We start from the raw sequence: 17,794 nt of genomic DNA on the forward strand, positions 1-17,794 counted from the left end.
TATGAGTAATGAAAAATTAGAGCAAATTTTGCAAAAACAGCAAACTCAGATGGCTGGTCCTGATGTCGATCAAAGAGAAGATGATATCATCCAACTTGTCGGCTTTGTAGTTGGAGATGAGGAGTATGCGATTCCAATTCTTAATATACAAGAAATCATCAAACCTATAGAATATACTAGAGTTCCTAGTGTACCTGATTATGTTCTAGGGGTTTTTAATATGCGTGGTAATGTTATGCCACTTATTGATCTAGCTCAACGCTTTCATTTAGGGAGTTCTAAAATGACACCTCAAACAAGATATATTGTTTTAAGGGGTGAGACAAATGGAACTGGAGTTGGAGGAAATGCTGGTTTTGTTATAGATAGATTAACTGAAGCAATTAAAATTCACAGAAACAGAATCGATCCACCACCTGAAACTTTAGTTAAAGACAAAGGTATGATTTATGGTATAGGAAAAAGAGATGAAAATATCTTAACTATACTCAAAGTAGAAGCTTTACTTAAACGCGAATTTTAATGATTAAACTTTGTGTTTTTGACTTTGACGCTACTTTAATGGATGGTGAAACCATCGATATTTTAGCTACAGCGCATGGCAAGGGTGATCAAACAAGCGAAATTACCCGCCATGCTATGACTGGAGAACTTGATTTTTTCGAAAGTCTTCAAAAACGAGCAAGCCTTTTAAAAGGTATGTCTTATAAAAAAGTTTTAGAATTAAGTAGCACATTTCCACTAATGCATGGAGCACATGAACTTATCCAATATTTAAAATCTAAAAATATACAAATTGTTATTTTTAGCGGTGGTTTTCATGAAGGCATAGATCCTGCTATGCAAAAACTTGGAATTAACCTTGGTTTTGCAAATTATCTGCATCATAAAAATGACATTTTAACAGGGCTAGTTGGTGGAGAAATGATGTTTTCAAATTCAAAAGGCTTAATGCTACAACGATTAAAAAGCTTTTTAAATTTGAAAACAGATGAAGTGATGTGTGTTGGCGATGGGGCAAATGATTTGGCAATGTTTAATGAAAGTGGATTAAAGATTGCATTTTGTGCTAAAGAAATTTTACGTTCTCAAGCTGATATTTGCATAGATATAAAAGACTTAAAAGAAATAATAAAGGTAATATAATGAAAAATTTTTCTCTTTGGTGTGATTTTATAGAAAATAGTTTTTTAGATAATGAATTTTTAAATTTATTATCACATGGAATTAATGGTGCTACTTCAAATCCTGCTATTTTTAAAAATGCTATTTTAAATTCTCCGATTTATAAAGATAAAATTCTTAAATTAAAAGGAAAAAAAACAAAAGATATTTATGAAGAATTAGCAATTTCCGATATTCAAAAAACAGCCGATAAATTAGCTCCTCTTTTTTATCAAAAAAACGATGGATTTATAAGTATTGAAATAGATCCAAGACTTCATGATAACACGACTCTTAGTTTAGGCGAAGCTAAAAGACTTTATAGTGCTATTAGCAAAGAAAATGTAATGATTAAAATTCCAGCTACAAAAGCTTCTTATGAAGTAATGTATGAACTTATGAAAAATGGTATTAGCGTCAATGCTACCTTAATTTTTTCTCTTGAACAAAGTCAAAAATGTTTTGAAGCTTTAAATGCAGGTTTAGTCGAATTTAGAAAAAACAATATAGCCTTAAAAGAACAAAATACTAGAACACCACAAGCTGTTATAAGTATTTTTGTAAGTCGTTTTGATAGACTTTTAAATCCTAAAGCCAAAGAGCAAAATCGTATTGGAATTTTAAATGCAAATTTAGCTTATAACAATATCTACTCAAAAAATGAACCTAATATTCGCGCCTTGTTTGCAAGCACTGGAGTTAAAGGAGATGATCTGCCAAAAGACTATTATATCAAAGAACTTCTTTTTGAGAATTCTGTTAATACTGCTCCTCTTGATGCAATAGAGGTATTTAAAGGAAAAATGGATTTTAAAAAACCTTTAATGAATTTTGAAATTTATACAGAACTTAATCAAATCATTTCTCAAAGTGAACGAGAAAAAGCTTGCAATGATTTATTAAGTGATGGCCTAGAGCAATTTTGTATTGCTTTTGAAGATATTTTAAAAGCTCTTTAATTAACGTATTTTTATCATTTTATTCTTTGAAAGTTTTAATATTTTTGATGGGATATTTTCGAAAAATTTCTCATCAAGTATTATATCAGCAACACTTCTAGCCCATTCTTCATCAAATTCTTTTCCATGCTTGTTTGCCGAAGATGAATAAAAATAGCCATTTTTACTTAAAAAATTCGCATGTTTACACTCTTTCACAATACGAATGGCCTGATTATTTGGATAGATAAAAGTTGTTTTTTTAGAACGACGTACTAAATTTTTAAAAGATTTTGGAATTCTTGCTAAACTTTTTAACTCGCAAAATTTCGCAGAAGTGATTAAGCAAGGTTGATTTTTACCTCTACCTTTTAAAGCATTAATCTCTTCTAAATTTTTACTTAAAAATCCTACCGTAGTATCTGTTTGAGCTAAATAAATCATCAAGGAACTGGTAAGCCTAATTTTTGCAAAGGAATATACTCAAAATAATATTGACAACGTACACTAATAATATAGTCTAGAACATCTTTATATTCAGGCTTCATAAACCAATCATTTAAAAGATAAATATATTCTACTTCGATATTTGCCCTAGAAAATAGTTTTTGATATTGCTTTTTCTTAAAATCACAAGTCTGCAGTTTCTCATCTACAGATCCAGGCACACTTTGAAATTTACACTCAATAATATGCAAAGTATTGTTAATAATCACATAAATACTATCATCTGGCAAAAGTTTTTTAGAAATGCACTCTTTCCAATTAATTTTCAATTCTTCTAAAAATTCATAAAGCTTGTGTTTTTTAAAAATTCTTGCTACTTTTTTATTATTAAAAAAGACTTCTTGTTTTTCATTAAGAGTATAACCATTTTGTTGCGACAAAAAGGTTGCTAAATCCACTCTTCCCTCAAATACTAATCCAGTTTGAGTATTACTTCCGCCAATTCCACCTGTAATCATAAATAATCTCCTTGAAATAAATTATTTTTTTCCAATAATCGTAAATCATTAATTTTATTTTTAATAGTATTAAAATTATTTTCTAATTCTTTTTTTCTAGCTATTGATATTTCAATAAATTCACTTTCTTTCTCAAAACCTATAAATTTTCTATTTAATAAATTCGCCGCAATGCCCGTAGTTGAACTCCCACTAAAAGGATCGCAGATTAATGAGCTTTCATTGCTTGCCATTAAAATAAGTCTAGCAAGCAAGGCTAAAGGTTTTTGTGTGGGATGTTTTCCATTTGTTTTTTCCCAAGGGGCAATAGCATTAAAAGCCCAAACATCACGCATTTGTTTATTCTTGTTTAAAAATCTTAAAATTTCATAATTAAAAATATGCTTATGTTTATGACTTTTTCTAGCCCAAATAATTTGCTCTGTCGAATGCGTAAGATAGCGACAGCTAAAATTTGGCGGAGGATTTGTTTTTTGCCAAGTAATGATATTTAAAATTTTAAAATCAAGTTTTTGCAAAATTCTACCAAGTGAGAAAATATTATGGTAAGTCCCGCTAATTAAAATACTTCCAGTATCTTTAAGTGCTATTTTTGCATTAGATAGCCATTTTAAATTAAACTTATCTATTTTTTCAATATCATCACCCCTATCCCAGTTTCCTTTATTTACACTAACTATTTTACCATTTTGAATACTTAAACCATCATTTGAAAGAAAATAAGGCGGATCAGCAAAAATCAAATCAAATTGTTTTTCAAATTTGGGCAATAATTTATTACAATCATTTTGATAAAGGGTAAAATTTTTATCTTTGCTAGCGAAAATAAACTTTTCTTTTAAATTCACTTAAGATACTCCTGCAAGCTTTTTACTTCTAAATAACTTTCGTTTTGTATAGCTTTAATCGATTTTGCACCTGCTAAAGCCGAACGTAAATTTGTGAAATAAGGTATTTTAAAACGAATGATATTTTCACGAATTTTTTTCGTATCACCTTTAAAACTGTGACTATCGCTTGTATTGATAACTAAATGAATTTCCCCATTTTTCAATTTATCTTCAACATTGGGGCGTCCTTCTGAAATTTTATGTACAAGTTCGCACTCAAAACCACTTTCTAAAATTTCCTTACAAGTTCCCCCAGTTGCCATAAGTTTAAAGCCAAGCTTTACATATTCTGCGGCGATTTTTTTGGTATATTTTTTATCCTTATCTTTTAAGGAGATAAATACCACGCCTTGCTCTGGAAGATGATTAAACGATGCGATTTGACTTTTTGCATAAGAATTTGCAAAATCCTTGCTTATACCCATAACTTCACCCGTTGAACGCATTTCAGGGCCTAATTCTAAATCACTTCCGCTAAGTTTTGCAAATGGAAATACTGCTTCTTTTACACTCATATATTTTGGAGTTTTAGGGCGTAAAATTTTAGTATCAAAATTAACCACTTTGAAAGTATCATAAAATTTTAAAGCTTCTTTTAAATTTCCTTGCCACATCACACGCGTTGCCACTTTTGCTAAAGGAATACCCGTAGCTTTACTAACAAAAGGCACAGTACGACTAGCTCTAGGATTTACTTCTATCATATAAAGCTCATTATTATGTAAAGCAAATTGTATATTTAAAAGCCCTACAACTCCTAAATTTAAAGCAATATCTGCGGTTTTTTGTGCAATAAATTCTTGCATTTTTTCATCGATATTACAAGGTGGTAAAGAACAAGCACTATCGCCTGAATGAATTCCTGCTTCTTCTATATGCTCCATAATTCCTGCCATATAAACATCTTTGCCATCACAAATCGCATCAACATCAATTTCTGTAGCATTGTCTAAAAACTGATCGATCAAAACAGGACTTTTATCACTCACATCCACAGCTTCTTGCATATAGAGTCTAAGTTCAGACTCATCATTTACCACACGCATCGCACGCCCACCTAAAACATAACTTGGTCTTACAAGCACAGGATATCCTATATCACTAGCCTTAAGCACCGCTTCTTCTACGCTTGTCGCGGTAGAATTTTTTGGCTGATTAATACCTAGCTTTGTAATAAATTCGGCAAATTTCTTTCTATCTTCTGCCATATCAATTACTCTTGCACTAGTACCTATAATCTTAGCTCCAAAAGCACTCAAACGCTTAGCAAATTTCAAAGGAGTTTGTCCACCAAAATGCACAATCACTCCATCAGGTTTTTCACGCTCAATCACCGCTCTTAAATGTTCGAAATCAATAGGTTCAAAATACAAAATATCACTTGTATCATAGTCAGTCGAAACGGTTTCAGGATTACAATTATACATAATGGTTTTAATACCCATATCTTTAAGCGCAAAAGAAGCATGTACGCAAGCATAGTCAAATTCTATACCTTGTCCTATGCGGTTTGGCCCCCCACCTATAATCATCACTTTTTTTTCTTTTTTATCCCTAGTTTCACTCTTACTTTGAGTGAGTTCGCTTACATTGATACTTGAATAAAGATAAGGAGTTAAGGCTTCAAATTCACCCGCACAAGTATCCACTTCACTAAATTCTGCGATGATTTTTTGCTTCATTCTTGCATAATAAATATCATTTTGGCTTAATTCTAAATTATCTTTCAAATTTACAAGCAAGGCTATCATTTTATCTGAAAAGCCCATAGTTTTTGCTTTTCTCAAAAGAGCTTTATTGTTTAAAATATCCATATCAATTTGCTCTTCAAAATCTACAATTTCTTTAATCTGTGTTAAAAACCAAGGATCTATTTTGCAAAGCTCATGAAGTTCTTCTACACTAAAACCTTCCCTAAAAGCCTGAGCAATATAAAGTAAACGCTTTTCATTGGCATTGCGAATTTTAAAAACAAGATCATTTCTATCTTCAAATTTTACTCTATCAAAACCACTCAAAGAGCGCTCAAGAGAACAAAGTGCTTTTTGTATACTTTCTTTAAAAGTACGTCCTATAGCCATCACCTCACCCACACTTTTCATAGCTGTACCTAAAGTTGTGTTTGCCCCTGGAAATTTTTCAAAAGTAAAGCGAGGAATTTTTGTTACAATATAATCAATCACAGGCTCAAAAGATGCAGGAGTTCCTGTAATATCATTTTTAATCTCATCTAAACTAAAGCCTACTGCCAAAAGTGTCGCAACCTTTGCTATAGGATAGCCCGTTGCCTTAGAAGCTAAAGCACTTGATCTTGAAACTCTTGGATTCATTTCTATAACTATCATTCTTCCATTTTTTGGGTTGATAGCAAACTGCACATTACTTCCGCCTGTATCTACGCCAATTTCACGCAAAATAGCAAAAGAAGCATTACGCATAACTTGATATTCTTTATCCGTCAAAGTTAATGCTGGAGCTATTGTAATACTATCTCCTGTATGAACTCCCATAGGATCGATATTTTCTATACTACAAACTATGATACAATTATCCGCTCTATCACGCATAACTTCCATTTCATATTCTTTCCAACCCAACAAACTTTCTTCAATCAAAATTTCATGGATAGGCGATAAAGCTAAAGCAGTATTGGCAAGTTCTTTAAATTCGTCCATATTATAAACCACACCACTTCCAGCACCTCCTAAAGTATAAGAAGCACGGATCATCAAAGGAAAGCCAATTTCATCTACAGCTTTTAAAGCTTCATCATAATTATACGCATACATCGATTTTGGTAAATCCATGCCGATTTTTTTCATGCATTCTTTAAAGACCTGACGATCTTCACCTTTTTTAATCGCCTCAGGGTTTGCACCTAAAAATTTCACATCTCCTAAAAGTCCACTTTCATAAACTTCCATAGCAACATTTAACGCTACTTGTCCACCCATGGTTGGTAAAATTGCATCAATTTTTTCTTTTTTAATAATACTTAAAATACTTTCTTTTGTTATGGGTTCTATATAAGTCGCATCTGCAAATTCGGGATCTGTCATGATGGTTGCAGGATTTGAGTTGATTAATACTACACGATATCCTAATTCTTTTAAAGTCTTTGCGGCTTGAGTTCCAGAATAATCAAATTCACAAGCTTGTCCTATCACAATAGGACCACTTCCTATAAGTAAAATGCTTTTAATATCTGTTCGTTTTGGCATAAATTTTCCTAAGAGCATAAATTTGGGCTGATTATAACAAAAATTAGTTTTATAAACTTTGAAATTATCGATATAATTTTAAAAAATAAACACTCTGCTTTTAATCTAGGAAATAATACATAAAGAAATTTAAGATTTTTTATAAAATTCTCATTCAATTATAAACATTTATTTGATAATTTAACAAAATTTTTAGCATTAAACAAAGTTATAATAATTAGCAAAAATATAGAAAATTTTTAAAAAGTCTAATCCTTGACTTATAAATTATCAACTACATATAAATAAGCAGGAATACTAATCTTAACATAAGGCTTTACTTCTACACTTTGATACATATCTTCATCATTAACTCTATTCACAATACCGACAGGTATATCTGAAAAGAAAATATTATCAAGTCCACTTGTTAAAATTTCATCTCCGACATTAATTTTCGCCCACTTTGGAATAAATTTAACCACAATCCTGCCATCTTCACCCTGGATTAAACCTGGAGCTTTGGATTTTCCTATATAAACAGAAAAAACACACTGATCATCACCTTGTAAAAGAGCCATTGCTCTACCATTTTTATTAATAGCTATACCTGCAGTATATCCTTGATATATCAAACCACGGTTTTTACCAACGGGAATTTTGCTCCAATCTAACCATAATTTTTTATAATCATTCAATTGAACATAAGAAATAACTCTAGTTAAAGAAACTTGAGGTAAATATTTTGTAGAATTTTGATCCTCTAAAATACGATTTAATTGATTTGCAAAACTAGTTACCTTTACAGCAATATCTTCTAATTCTTTATTTCTAGCTTTTAGTTGCTGAATTTGATTTGCTTGATTAAAGTGTTCTGAAATTTTTTCTCCCAAATAATCTTTAATATTATAAAAATTACCTATAACAAAATCATTAACACGGAGAACATTTTGCTTAATAAGTCCTCCATAATAAAAAGATATAAAAACCAAAAAGGCTAAGACAAGAACATAAAAAATCTTATTCTTCATTGGTTAATTGTTGCAATAATGAAATTTCCTCTAAAGCTTTACCTGTTCCTTTTGCTACAGCTAAAAGCGGTTCATCTGCGATATAAACTGGCAAACGTACAATTTCACTTAAGTATTTATCAAGACCACGAATCAATGCTCCGCCACCTGTTAAAACTACACCATTTTCTACTATATCACTTGCTAAATCAGGCGGCATCATTTCAAGAACCATTTTTAAAGCATCAGCAATTTCTTTTAAATACTCACGCATCGCTTCTCTTACATCTTCGCTTGTAAGTTCAATACGACTTAAAAGTCCACTTACTTGATCGCGTCCTTTTACCACCATAGAAAGCTCTTTTGGAAGTTGTATTGCTGAACCTATAGTGATTTTGATCTCTTCGCCTGTTCTTTCACCTATGATAAGATTGTATTTTTCTTTTACATAATTAACTATACTCATATCAAGCTTATCTCCAGCCGTACGAATAGACTTTGAAATCACAAGTCCACCCAAAGAAATCACTCCAATTTCAGTAGTTCCGCCCCCTATATCTACTACCAAATTTCCTTTAGGCTCTTGTATAGGTAAACTTGCACCAATAGCTGCTGCCATAGGCTCTTCAATCAAAAATACCTCTCTTGCACCTGCGCTTAAAGCACTTTCTCTTACCGCTTTTCTTTCTACTTGAGTTAAACCATAAGGAACAGAAATGATAATTCTAGGGCGTAAAAAACTTTTTCTACGGTGTGTTTTTTCTATAAAATAGCGGATCATTTTTTCAGTCATATCAAAATCTGCAATCACGCCATCTTTCATAGGACGAATAGCTTCGATATTGCCTGGAGTTTTTCCCACCATATCTTTAGCTTCTTTACCTACGGCTAAAATTTTTGCTTTGGAACCATACCTTTCTCTTTCAACTGCCACAACAGAAGGCTCATTTATCACTATACCCTTATCTTTTACCAAAACTAGTGTATTAGCTGTTCCTAAATCAATCCCCATATCACTAGAAAAAAATCCTATAAGTTGATCTAATATCATTTCTATCCTTTTTAACTTATTTTTCTTTTTATTAATAATGCCTTTGCATTGTCTTTAACAACTTCTTTAGTTATTACAATATCATAATTTTTATACTCTGGTAACTCAAACATTAAATCTACCATCATTTCTTCTATAATACTTCTAAGTCCCCTAGCCCCTGTTTTTCTCTCCAATGCAAGTTGTGCGATAGCTCTTAGAGCATCTTCTTCAAATTTTAAATTTACCCCATCAATAGCAAAAAGCTTTTGATATTGTTTAATAATGGCATTTTTAGGCTCAGTTAAAATTCTTACCATATCCTCTTCATTAAGCTCATTTAAAGATGCAATCACATGCAAACGACCTATAAGCTCAGGAATCAAACCAAAATGCACCAAATCATCAGGTTCAATTTTCTCAAGTAAAGCTTTATTTTCTTCTTTTGCATCATCAAAAAAGCCCACAACTTTATCGCCAAGTTTTCTTTTTAAAATAGTTTCCAAACCATCAAAAGCTCCACCACAAACAAATAAAATATTTGAAGTGTCAATTTGTATAAACTCTTGATTTGGATGTTTTCTTCCCCCTTTTGGTGGAATATTTACCAAACTTCCTTCGATAATCTTAAGTAAAGCTTGTTGCACACCCTCTCCACTTACATCACGAGTAATAGAACGATTTTCACTCATTCTAGCAATTTTATCAATCTCATCAATAAAAACTATACCTTTTTGAGCTCTTTGCACATCTCCATCTGCAGCTTGTAAAAGACGTGTTAAAATATTTTCCACATCCTCACCTACATATCCTGCTTCAGTTAAAGAAGTTGCATCACAAATTGCTATAGGTACATCTAAAAATTTAGCTAAAGTTTGTGCCAATAAAGTTTTTCCACTTCCTGTTGGCCCAACAAGTAAAATATTTGACTTAAAAAGCTCTGTATCATCATCTTGAAGTTCGGCTTTAAAAAGTCTTTTATAATGATTGTATACTCCAACACTAAAAACTTTTTTAGCTCTATCTTGCCCTATGACATAACGATCTAAATAAGCTTTTAATTCTTTTGGAGTGATATCTTTAAATTCTGTATTATGGCTTTGTTTAGGTTCTTTAAATTCTTTTTCTTCTCCATAAATAATACTATAAGCACCTTCAACGCAATATTCACAAATAAAAGCATCATCATTTTCATTTGCTAAAATTCTTCTTTGTGGATTCTCCACTTCATTGCAAAAACTACATTTTCTAGGCATTATTTTTACCCCTATAGACAGGAATTCCGCGCTTTGTTTCTAATATAAAATGGCACATTTTTTTAACATTTTCACTTTCTTGATTTTCAAGCAAATTTTTAGCATTTTCTTTTAAATCTCCTTGCCTAAATAAAGTTTTAAAAGCTCTGCTAAGTCTATCTACTTCATCTTTATCAAAACGACGACGAATACCTACTAAATTTAAACTTCTAATACTTGCACGATTTCCTTCTGCTAAACAAAACGGTACTATATCCTGAGAAAGTGCACTTGCTCCTGCTATCATACAACCCTCGCCTACTTTGACAAATTGATGAATAGGTGTAAGCCCGCCTACAACCGTAAAATCTCCAAGCTCTACATGTCCTGCTAAAGTTGCATTATTAGCTAAAATAATATTATTACCTAAAAGACAATCATGAGCAATATGACAATAAGCCATAATAAAAGCATTATCGCCTATACGAGTAAAACCATCTCCTTTAGCTGTACCTGAATTTATCGTTGCAAATTCTCTAATAGTTGCATTTTTTCCTATAACAACACCGCTTTTTTGCTCTTCTTTATAAGATATGTCCTGAGGAATATCGCCTACTATAGCATAAGAAAATACACGAGAATGATCGCCTATAGTTGTATCTGAAAGAATTCGAGCACCTTGTTTGATGACAACATCATTACCTATTTTAGCATCTTTACCTACATAAGCATAAGCTTCTATTACAACATCGTCACCAAGTTGTGCACCCTCTTCAATCACCGCACTTGGATGAATTTTTTTCATTATTTATCCACTATCATAGCTTTAAGCTCGGCCTCTGCAACTAAATTTCCATCTACAAAAGCTTGCCCTTTAAAAATCCACATATTGCCACGATTTTTAACCACGCTCATTTCATAATCAAGCCTATCTCCAGGACGCACAGGATTTCTAAATTTTGCTCCATCTATGCCTGTGAAATAAACTACTTTACTTTTTGGATCCACTTTATCTTCCATACTTTCAAAAGCTAAAACTCCGCCTGTTTGAGCCATACCTTCTAAAATCAAAACTCCAGGATAAATAGGATGTTCTGGAAAATGTCCCATAAAAACATGGTCACTTATACTAATGTTTTTATATCCTCGAACCACTTCTTTAACTTTTAATTCTGTAATTTTATCTACTAGTAAAAAAGGATAACGGTGTGGTAAGATTTCTTGAATTTGCATTACATCTATCATTATTAAATTAACCTTGAAAACAATTAAAAATTTTATTATATAAAAAAATCATTAAAAATTACATTAACAAAAAAAGTTTTTCTTAATAAATTTCTTAAATTTCTACAAGCACCTCTTGATTATCATGATAAATTTCACTTTTTGCTATCACTTCATATCTTGAAGGTAAAATATTTTCAAGGATGATAATAGGGCTAAGATTATAAGTTCCAAACAATTTATTACGCCATTTAATTTCTGCTTGCACACTCAAAGGTCTTTTTAAAAAATCTTCAAAATTTTTCCATTTGTTTTTAAAAAATGCATTAAAACGCCAAAATTCAACAAAAACCATTTCATCTTTAGTGCTTCTATAAAAGCCTTCTTTTAAATTTTGTTTTAAATTTTCCTCATCCAAAGAAAATCTTGTATAAGCGTTTTTAAAATGCGAATAAAATAAAATATGAGATTTAACAGGCTTTTTATCTAATTTTATTAAAGCACTTAAAAGACGATAATTTAAAAATTTCTCTCTTAAAATTTCAAATTTTATACCTTTTTTTTCCCATAAAACTACTTTTTTATAAAGAGCTATTCTTGCTTCTATACTTGCAGGTAAAATTTGCTTATTTACAGGAGACATTAACTCATCAATGAAATTCTTATCTTGTTTTTGTTTTTTAAGCCCATAAATACAACCACAATAGTTTTGATGATAAAGCATTTCTTTTTTTGCTAAAGCAAACTGCCTTTGAGTGCCGCCATTTTTACGAAAATCAGGGGCTAAAAACTCTACTCCATAAGGCTCACATTCTTTTTGTAAAGCATTTTTTAACTGTTCTAAATCTTTTTTAGGGCTGGTTAAAAGCGTAGTAGTAAGCTTTTTTTCTCCTATTTTAGCAGCAAATTTAACACTAGATCCCATTCTTACATCAAAACAAATTTCACACCTTGCACCTTTTTCAGGCTCATTTTCATAACCACGCACAGCATTAAGCCATTTTTCATACTCATACTCGCCCTTATATAACTTAATACCAAGTTTATCACAAGATCTTTTTACATCTAAAAATCTTAGTTCGTATTCGCTTAAAGGATGAATATTTGGATCATAAAAATACCCTATGATTTTTTCATCAGGATAAGTCTTTCTAAGTTCTTCAATAAAATAATGACTATCCACACTACAACAAATATGCACTAACATTAAAGACTTTCAAGTACTTTTAAAGCATGATCTTTTACACGAACATTACTATAAATTTGAGCAATCTTACCTGTTTCATCGATAACAAAAGTAGATCGGATAAGACCTTCGTATTCTTTTCCGTAATTTTTCTTAATCCCCCAAGCTCCATAAGCTTTAGCAACTTCTTTTTCACTATCACTAAGTAAAATATGCTTTAAATCAAATTTAGAGATAAATTTTTCATGACTTGCCACGCTATCAGGACTAATACCGATAATCACTGCATTTTTACCACCAAATTTATCATGATTTGCACTAAAATCACAAGCCTCTGTAGTGCAACCTGGAGTATTATCTTTTGGATAAAAATACAAAATCACCTTTTTGCCAATAAAATCTTTTAATGCTATTTTTACCCCATCTTGATTTAAAAGCTCAAACTGAGGTGCTTTATCTCCTATGTTTAAACTCATTTACTTGCCTTTGCTTTGATAGCTTCAACGCTTTCTCCACCAAAGCCTATGTCATAATTTTCTACATCTTCTAAAACCACCACAACTCTTTCTTTACTTTTATTATATTTCGTGCTTAAAAGTTTGGTAATATCAGCTATAAGCTCCGCTTTTTGTTCCTTGCTTAAAGACGGCTTTGCTAATTTAATATTTACTAATGGCATATTTCTCCTTTTTAACGATAATTTTTTATAATTATTTCAAAAAATACCTAATATTTTTTTTAACAAAAAACCTTAATTTAATAAAAGCTTATTGTTAGTATATTTTTGATAAAATCCCGATTTATTCTTAAAATAATATTTTTTAAGAAATAAACAACTATAAAAGGTAAAAAATGATCTCAGCAGATAAAATTTGGATGGATGGAAAATTAGTTGATTTTAAAGATGCAACTTTACACTTTTTAACCCATTCTTTACATTATGGCAATGCTGTTTTTGAAGGAACTAGAGCCTATAAAACAGATAAAGGCTTAGCAATTTTCAGACTTGAAGATCACACCAAAAGACTTTTAGAGTCTGCAAAAATTACTCTTTTAAATTGTCCTTTTTCTCAAAAAGAGCTTGAAAATGCACAAATTGAACTCTTAAAAGCAAACAATTTTAAAAGCAATGTCTATATCCGCCCTTTGATTTTTTTAGGCGATGGAGTTATGGGACTTTATCATATAAAAGCTCCTGTAAGAGTTGGAATTGCAGCTTGGGAATGGGGCGCTTACCTTGGAGAAGAAGGCTTAGAAAAAGGCATAAAAGTAAAAATTTCGTCTTTTGCAAGAAATAGTGTTAAATCATGCATGGGAAAAGCTAAAGCAAGCGCGAATTACCTTAACTCTCAAATTGCAAAATTTGAAGCTATTGAAGCAGGTTATGAAGAAGCTTTAATGCTTGATGAAGAAGGTTTTATCGCAGAAGGAACAGGAGAATGTTTCTTTATTGTAAAAGATGGGGTTTTAATCACACCTCCAAATGATTTTTCTTTAAAAAGCATTACTCAAGATACAGTGCTTAAAATCGCTCATGATCTTGGTGTCACTGTGCTTCGCCAAAGAATTTCAAGAGATGAAGTTTATACTGCTGATGAAGCATTTTTTACCGGAACAGCCGCTGAAATCACACCTATTAACAATATTGATGCAAGAATAATAGGAAATGGTTTAAGAGGATCTGTAACTAAAAAACTTCAAGATGCTTATTTTGATGTAGTTTATGGACGCAATCAAAAATACGCATCTATGCTAACTTATATTTAAAAAAGGAAATAAATGCCAGCTGATTTGAATGATTATTTCAATAAAAAAAATGGAAATTCTAATAATAACGGAAACAACCGTCAAAATTTCAATTTCAAAGCACCAGAATTTAATTTTAAAGGTTTTGGAAAATTTTCTCCGCTTATTTATGGGGTGATTATTATTATCTTATTTTTAATCGTTGCAAAACCTTTTATGGTAATAAATTCTGGAGAAATGGGTATTAAATCAACAACAGGTAAATATGACCCAAATCCATTAGAACCAGGACTTCACTTTTTCTTGCCTTTTGTACAAAAAATAACCATAATCGATACTAGAGTAAGACAAATCAACTATGCTTCTATAGAGGGAAGTAATGAAAATTTATCTTCAGGTTCAGGTGTTATTAATAAAAATAGTATTTCTGTACTTGACTCTCGTGGATTGCCTGTATCTATTGATGTTACAGTGCAATACCGTTTAAATCCTTTGCAAGTTCCTCAAACCATAGCTACTTGGAGCTTAAATTGGGAAAATAAAATTATCGATCCAGTTGTTCGTGATGTAGTGCGAAGTGTTGTAGGAAAATATACAGCCGAGGAACTTCCTACTAATCGTAATACAATAGCCGCTCAAATAGAAGAAGGCATAAGAAAAACTATAGAAGCTCAACCAAATGAACCTGTAGAACTTCGTGCTGTACAACTTAGAGAAATTATTTTACCTTCAAAAGTAAAAGAGCAAATCGAACGCGTACAAATTGCAAAACAAGAAGCTGAAAGAACTAAGTATGAAGTAGAAAGAGCTAATCAAGAAGCCTTAAAAAAAGCCGCCTTAGCTGAAGGGGAAGCAAACGCAACCATAATTAGTGCTAAAGGTAAAGCTATGGCTGTTAAAATAGAAGCAGATGCACAAGCTTATTCTAATAAAGAAATCGCAAACAGCTTAAACACTCCTTTACTAAATTTAAAGCAAATTGAAACTCAAAAAGAATTTAATGAAGCTTTAAAAGTCAATCAAGATGCTAAAATTTTCTTAACTCCAGGTGGAGCAGTACCAAACATTTGGGTTGATACCAAAGATACTAAAAAGCAAAGTTCTGCCAACATGAACTAAAAGGATACGCAAGTGGAAAAACTAAGAGAAATCGTGCTTTTTTACACTACTCATTTATATTTAGTGGATTATATGCTGATTTTATTAGTTTTTTTTCTCTTCACTTGTGTTTTACTTCTTTGTGTATTTTTACGCCATAGACCTATAGCAGCACTTTTTATTATTGCATTTGATATTATTATTTGTTTTTTAGTTTATATCTATGGGTATAAACTAATAGACAATGAAGTAAGAACTCGAAAAACCGCTATTACGGATCAAAAAATAATACAAAGCTCAAATGATTTAATTGTTGATTTTAACATTACAAATAATTCAAAAAATAATTTTAAAGAATGTAAAATTACAGCTAAAATTTTTGCGGATAAAATACCTAATGATAATATCATAGAAGAATATAAAAAGAAATTTATCCCTTTTAGACAAAAAAGTAGAGAAATTAAAGATCTAAAGAAAAACGCAACCCAAGTTCAAAGAATTGCTTTTGAAAATTTTAACTATGAAAATAACTATACCATACGCTTAGTTTCGGAGTGTTTTTAATGCATTTTACGATTTTCCATATTATAGCTTTTATCATTTTACTTATTTGCTTTGCCTTGATTTGTATTTTAATCTTTCTAAAAGTCAAACAGAAAGAAATGGCTTTAATTTCTTATACCATAGCTACTATTTTTACCGCACTTTTGATATATTCTATTTTTCTAACAATCAATCAATTCACCACTCAAGCCGATCTTAGCAAACTAACCTATACAAGAGATCTAAGACATGAAAGTGTTATCGTGAGCGGAAAGGTTCAAAATCTTACTAAATTTGAAATCAGAAAATGCTATTTGATACTTAGCATATTAAACCAAAAAAAAGTAGGGGGAGAAATTTTCAATGATAAAAATATTCGCAATGCCAAAATGCAAAATACAAGTGTTTCTTACACTATAGAAATTATAGACAAACTTCCGGGTAATACTTATAAAGAATTTAGAGCCAGTGTTCCTTTTCCTCCAAGTTTTGATAACCCTGAATTTTATCACACTCTAAAATGTATTTGATTTAGAAAATACTTAATATTAATAATTAGAATTTGTCTATATCACATTTCATTAAATCTTAAAGAATTAAACATATATTATTTTATAGAGATAACTAGCTTTTTAGCTAGTTATCTAAGGTTAAAACCTCTTCTTCTTAACATCTTCTAAGATATTATTAGCTATATCACTTACTGTACTAGAAATAATAGCTGATTCATTAGCAATTTCAACATTATCTTTAGTAGTTTGATCAATTTGTGCTACGCTATCATTGATTTGAGTAATACCTGCAGTTTGTTCTTTAATACTTTCTGCCATATCATTGATAGATTGAACAAGTAAATTAGTATTAGCTTCTATTTCAGATAAAGACTTTTGAGTTCTCTCAGCTAGTTTTCTAACTTCATCAGCCACAACAGCAAAGCCTCTACCATGTTCTCCAGCACGTGCAGCTTCAATAGCTGCATTTAAAGCTAGAAGATTAATTTGATCTGCAATATCACCTATGATACCTGTAACATTTTTAATCTCTTCAGATTGAGTGATAACATCACTAGTTTTAACTGAAACATTTTGCATAGAAGAAGTGATCTCTTCTAAAGCTGCTGCAGTTTCTTCTAAAGATTGAGCTTGAGAATTTGAAGAAGTGGTTAAGCTTTGAACAGCAGTTTGTAATTTTCCACTTTCATTAGCTAAAGCATTAGCAAAGTCTGAACTTTGTTTTAGCATTTTAACTATTTCATCGCCTAAAGCATTAGTAGTTAATTCAACACTTCCTGAAGCATTAGAGATTTTATTTCTAAAATCTAAGCTTTTGTATTCTTCAAATATTTTATGAATAACATTCATATCAGAACCTACTCTAGCTTGTAAAACATCAAGAAGTTTATTTAGAACATTTTTAAGTTCAATAAGTTGTGGGTTTCTTGGATTAGCAGTAATTCTTGCTGTTAAATTACCACCTTCTACAACTGATACGGTTTGAACTGATTCTTTAACAGCTTGATTGTCTTGTTCTAAACCTTTTTTAGTAGCAAGGATGTTTTCGTTGAT

20 protein-coding genes are annotated in these 17,794 nt (G+C 31.1%); 7 read left to right on the top strand and 13 right to left on the bottom strand.

The annotated features are described in order from the left end of the window. The first annotated feature begins 1 nt into the window (after position 1). Genes AJ932_RS01380 through AJ932_RS01390 form a run of 3 tightly spaced genes read left to right on the top strand, consistent with a single transcriptional unit; the run spans position 2 to position 2,123 of the window. Positions 2 to 523, top strand: coding sequence for a chemotaxis protein CheW (locus tag AJ932_RS01380; protein ID WP_002826355.1), 522 nt, complete (start codon positions 2 to 4; stop codon positions 521 to 523). Continuing rightward, positions 523 to 1,146, top strand: a complete 624-nt coding sequence (serB, locus tag AJ932_RS01385; protein ID WP_070233688.1) for a phosphoserine phosphatase SerB — start codon at positions 523 to 525, stop codon at positions 1,144 to 1,146. The genes AJ932_RS01380 and serB overlap by 1 nt, the downstream gene beginning before the upstream one ends. After that, a complete protein-coding gene (locus AJ932_RS01390; RefSeq protein WP_070233689.1) occupies positions 1,146 to 2,123 on the top strand; it encodes a transaldolase in 978 nt (325 codons plus the stop codon). The genes serB and AJ932_RS01390 overlap by 1 nt, the downstream gene beginning before the upstream one ends. Here the strand turns inward: AJ932_RS01390 and AJ932_RS01395 are convergent, their stop codons facing one another. The 12 genes from AJ932_RS01395 to AJ932_RS01450 form a co-directional block, all read right to left on the bottom strand. After that, the gene (locus AJ932_RS01395; protein WP_002861062.1) at positions 2,124 to 2,546 is read right to left on the bottom strand and encodes a hypothetical protein; all 423 of its coding nucleotides are present in this window, start codon (positions 2,544 to 2,546) and stop codon (positions 2,124 to 2,126) included. Beyond that, the gene (locus tag AJ932_RS01400; RefSeq protein ID WP_070233690.1) at positions 2,546 to 3,067 is read right to left on the bottom strand and encodes a PD-(D/E)XK nuclease superfamily protein; all 522 of its coding nucleotides are present in this window, start codon (positions 3,065 to 3,067) and stop codon (positions 2,546 to 2,548) included. The genes AJ932_RS01395 and AJ932_RS01400 overlap by 1 nt, the downstream gene beginning before the upstream one ends. Further along, entirely contained in the window at positions 3,064 to 3,915 is an 852-nt protein-coding gene (locus tag AJ932_RS01405) for a DNA-methyltransferase (RefSeq protein WP_070278328.1), read from the bottom strand. Before AJ932_RS01405 ends, AJ932_RS01400 begins: the two co-directional genes overlap by 4 nt. Next, positions 3,912 to 7,178 carry a carbamoyl-phosphate synthase large subunit gene (gene carB, locus AJ932_RS01410; RefSeq protein WP_070278330.1) on the bottom strand — a complete coding sequence of 1,089 codons (3,267 nt, stop codon included), beginning with the start codon at positions 7,176 to 7,178 and terminating at the stop codon, positions 3,912 to 3,914. Before carB ends, AJ932_RS01405 begins: the two co-directional genes overlap by 4 nt. A gap of 260 nt (positions 7,179 to 7,438) precedes the next feature. Next, positions 7,439 to 8,188, bottom strand: coding sequence for a rod shape-determining protein MreC (mreC, locus tag AJ932_RS01415; protein WP_070278332.1), 750 nt, complete (start codon positions 8,186 to 8,188; stop codon positions 7,439 to 7,441). Further along, entirely contained in the window at positions 8,178 to 9,218 is a 1,041-nt protein-coding gene (locus AJ932_RS01420; protein WP_002851700.1) for a rod shape-determining protein, read from the bottom strand. Before AJ932_RS01420 ends, mreC begins: the two co-directional genes overlap by 11 nt. 11 nt (positions 9,219 to 9,229) lie before the next feature. Beyond that, positions 9,230 to 10,453: an ATP-dependent Clp protease ATP-binding subunit ClpX gene (clpX, locus tag AJ932_RS01425; RefSeq protein WP_002860329.1), complete on the bottom strand. Its 1,224-nt coding sequence runs from the start codon at positions 10,451 to 10,453 to the stop codon at positions 9,230 to 9,232. Next, positions 10,446 to 11,237: an acyl-ACP--UDP-N-acetylglucosamine O-acyltransferase gene (lpxA, locus tag AJ932_RS01430; RefSeq protein WP_002921686.1), complete on the bottom strand. Its 792-nt coding sequence runs from the start codon at positions 11,235 to 11,237 to the stop codon at positions 10,446 to 10,448. Before lpxA ends, clpX begins: the two co-directional genes overlap by 8 nt. After that, complete coding sequence (fabZ, locus tag AJ932_RS01435; protein WP_052949480.1) at positions 11,237 to 11,677, bottom strand: 3-hydroxyacyl-ACP dehydratase FabZ; 441 nt, start codon at positions 11,675 to 11,677, stop codon at positions 11,237 to 11,239. The genes lpxA and fabZ overlap by 1 nt, the downstream gene beginning before the upstream one ends. Positions 11,678 to 11,771: 94 nt before the next feature. Continuing rightward, positions 11,772 to 12,863 carry an epoxyqueuosine reductase QueH gene (locus AJ932_RS01440; protein ID WP_070278333.1) on the bottom strand — a complete coding sequence of 364 codons (1,092 nt, stop codon included), beginning with the start codon at positions 12,861 to 12,863 and terminating at the stop codon, positions 11,772 to 11,774. Beyond that, entirely contained in the window at positions 12,863 to 13,318 is a 456-nt protein-coding gene (bcp, locus tag AJ932_RS01445; protein ID WP_070278334.1) for a thioredoxin-dependent thiol peroxidase, read from the bottom strand. Before bcp ends, AJ932_RS01440 begins: the two co-directional genes overlap by 1 nt. Then, positions 13,315 to 13,521, bottom strand: coding sequence for a 4-oxalocrotonate tautomerase family protein (locus AJ932_RS01450; protein ID WP_002860331.1), 207 nt, complete (start codon positions 13,519 to 13,521; stop codon positions 13,315 to 13,317). The genes bcp and AJ932_RS01450 overlap by 4 nt, the downstream gene beginning before the upstream one ends. Positions 13,522 to 13,694: 173 nt before the next feature. Here AJ932_RS01450 and ilvE point away from each other — a divergent pair, with 173 nt between their 5' ends. Genes ilvE through AJ932_RS01470 form a run of 4 tightly spaced genes read left to right on the top strand, consistent with a single transcriptional unit; the run spans position 13,695 to position 16,759 of the window. Continuing rightward, positions 13,695 to 14,609: a branched-chain-amino-acid transaminase gene (ilvE, locus tag AJ932_RS01455; protein WP_044780359.1), complete on the top strand. Its 915-nt coding sequence runs from the start codon at positions 13,695 to 13,697 to the stop codon at positions 14,607 to 14,609. Positions 14,610 to 14,621: 12 nt separating this feature from the next. Beyond that, the gene (locus tag AJ932_RS01460; protein ID WP_070233696.1) at positions 14,622 to 15,707 is read left to right on the top strand and encodes a prohibitin family protein; all 1,086 of its coding nucleotides are present in this window, start codon (positions 14,622 to 14,624) and stop codon (positions 15,705 to 15,707) included. A gap of 12 nt (positions 15,708 to 15,719) precedes the next feature. Beyond that, entirely contained in the window at positions 15,720 to 16,250 is a 531-nt protein-coding gene (locus AJ932_RS01465; RefSeq protein ID WP_002861051.1) for a DUF2393 domain-containing protein, read from the top strand. Next, entirely contained in the window at positions 16,250 to 16,759 is a 510-nt protein-coding gene (locus tag AJ932_RS01470; RefSeq protein ID WP_002861050.1) for a DUF2393 family protein, read from the top strand. The genes AJ932_RS01465 and AJ932_RS01470 overlap by 1 nt, the downstream gene beginning before the upstream one ends. Before the next feature lie 120 nt (positions 16,760 to 16,879). Here the strand turns inward: AJ932_RS01470 and AJ932_RS01475 are convergent. Next, positions 16,880 to 17,794: methyl-accepting chemotaxis protein (locus tag AJ932_RS01475; protein WP_002934477.1), on the bottom strand; the 915-nt coding region annotated here is incomplete at its 5' end.

Origin of the sequence: Campylobacter sp. BCW_6873 (assembly GCF_001762365.1) — a bacterium.
Lineage (GTDB): Bacteria > Campylobacterota > Campylobacteria > Campylobacterales > Campylobacteraceae > Campylobacter_D > Campylobacter_D jejuni.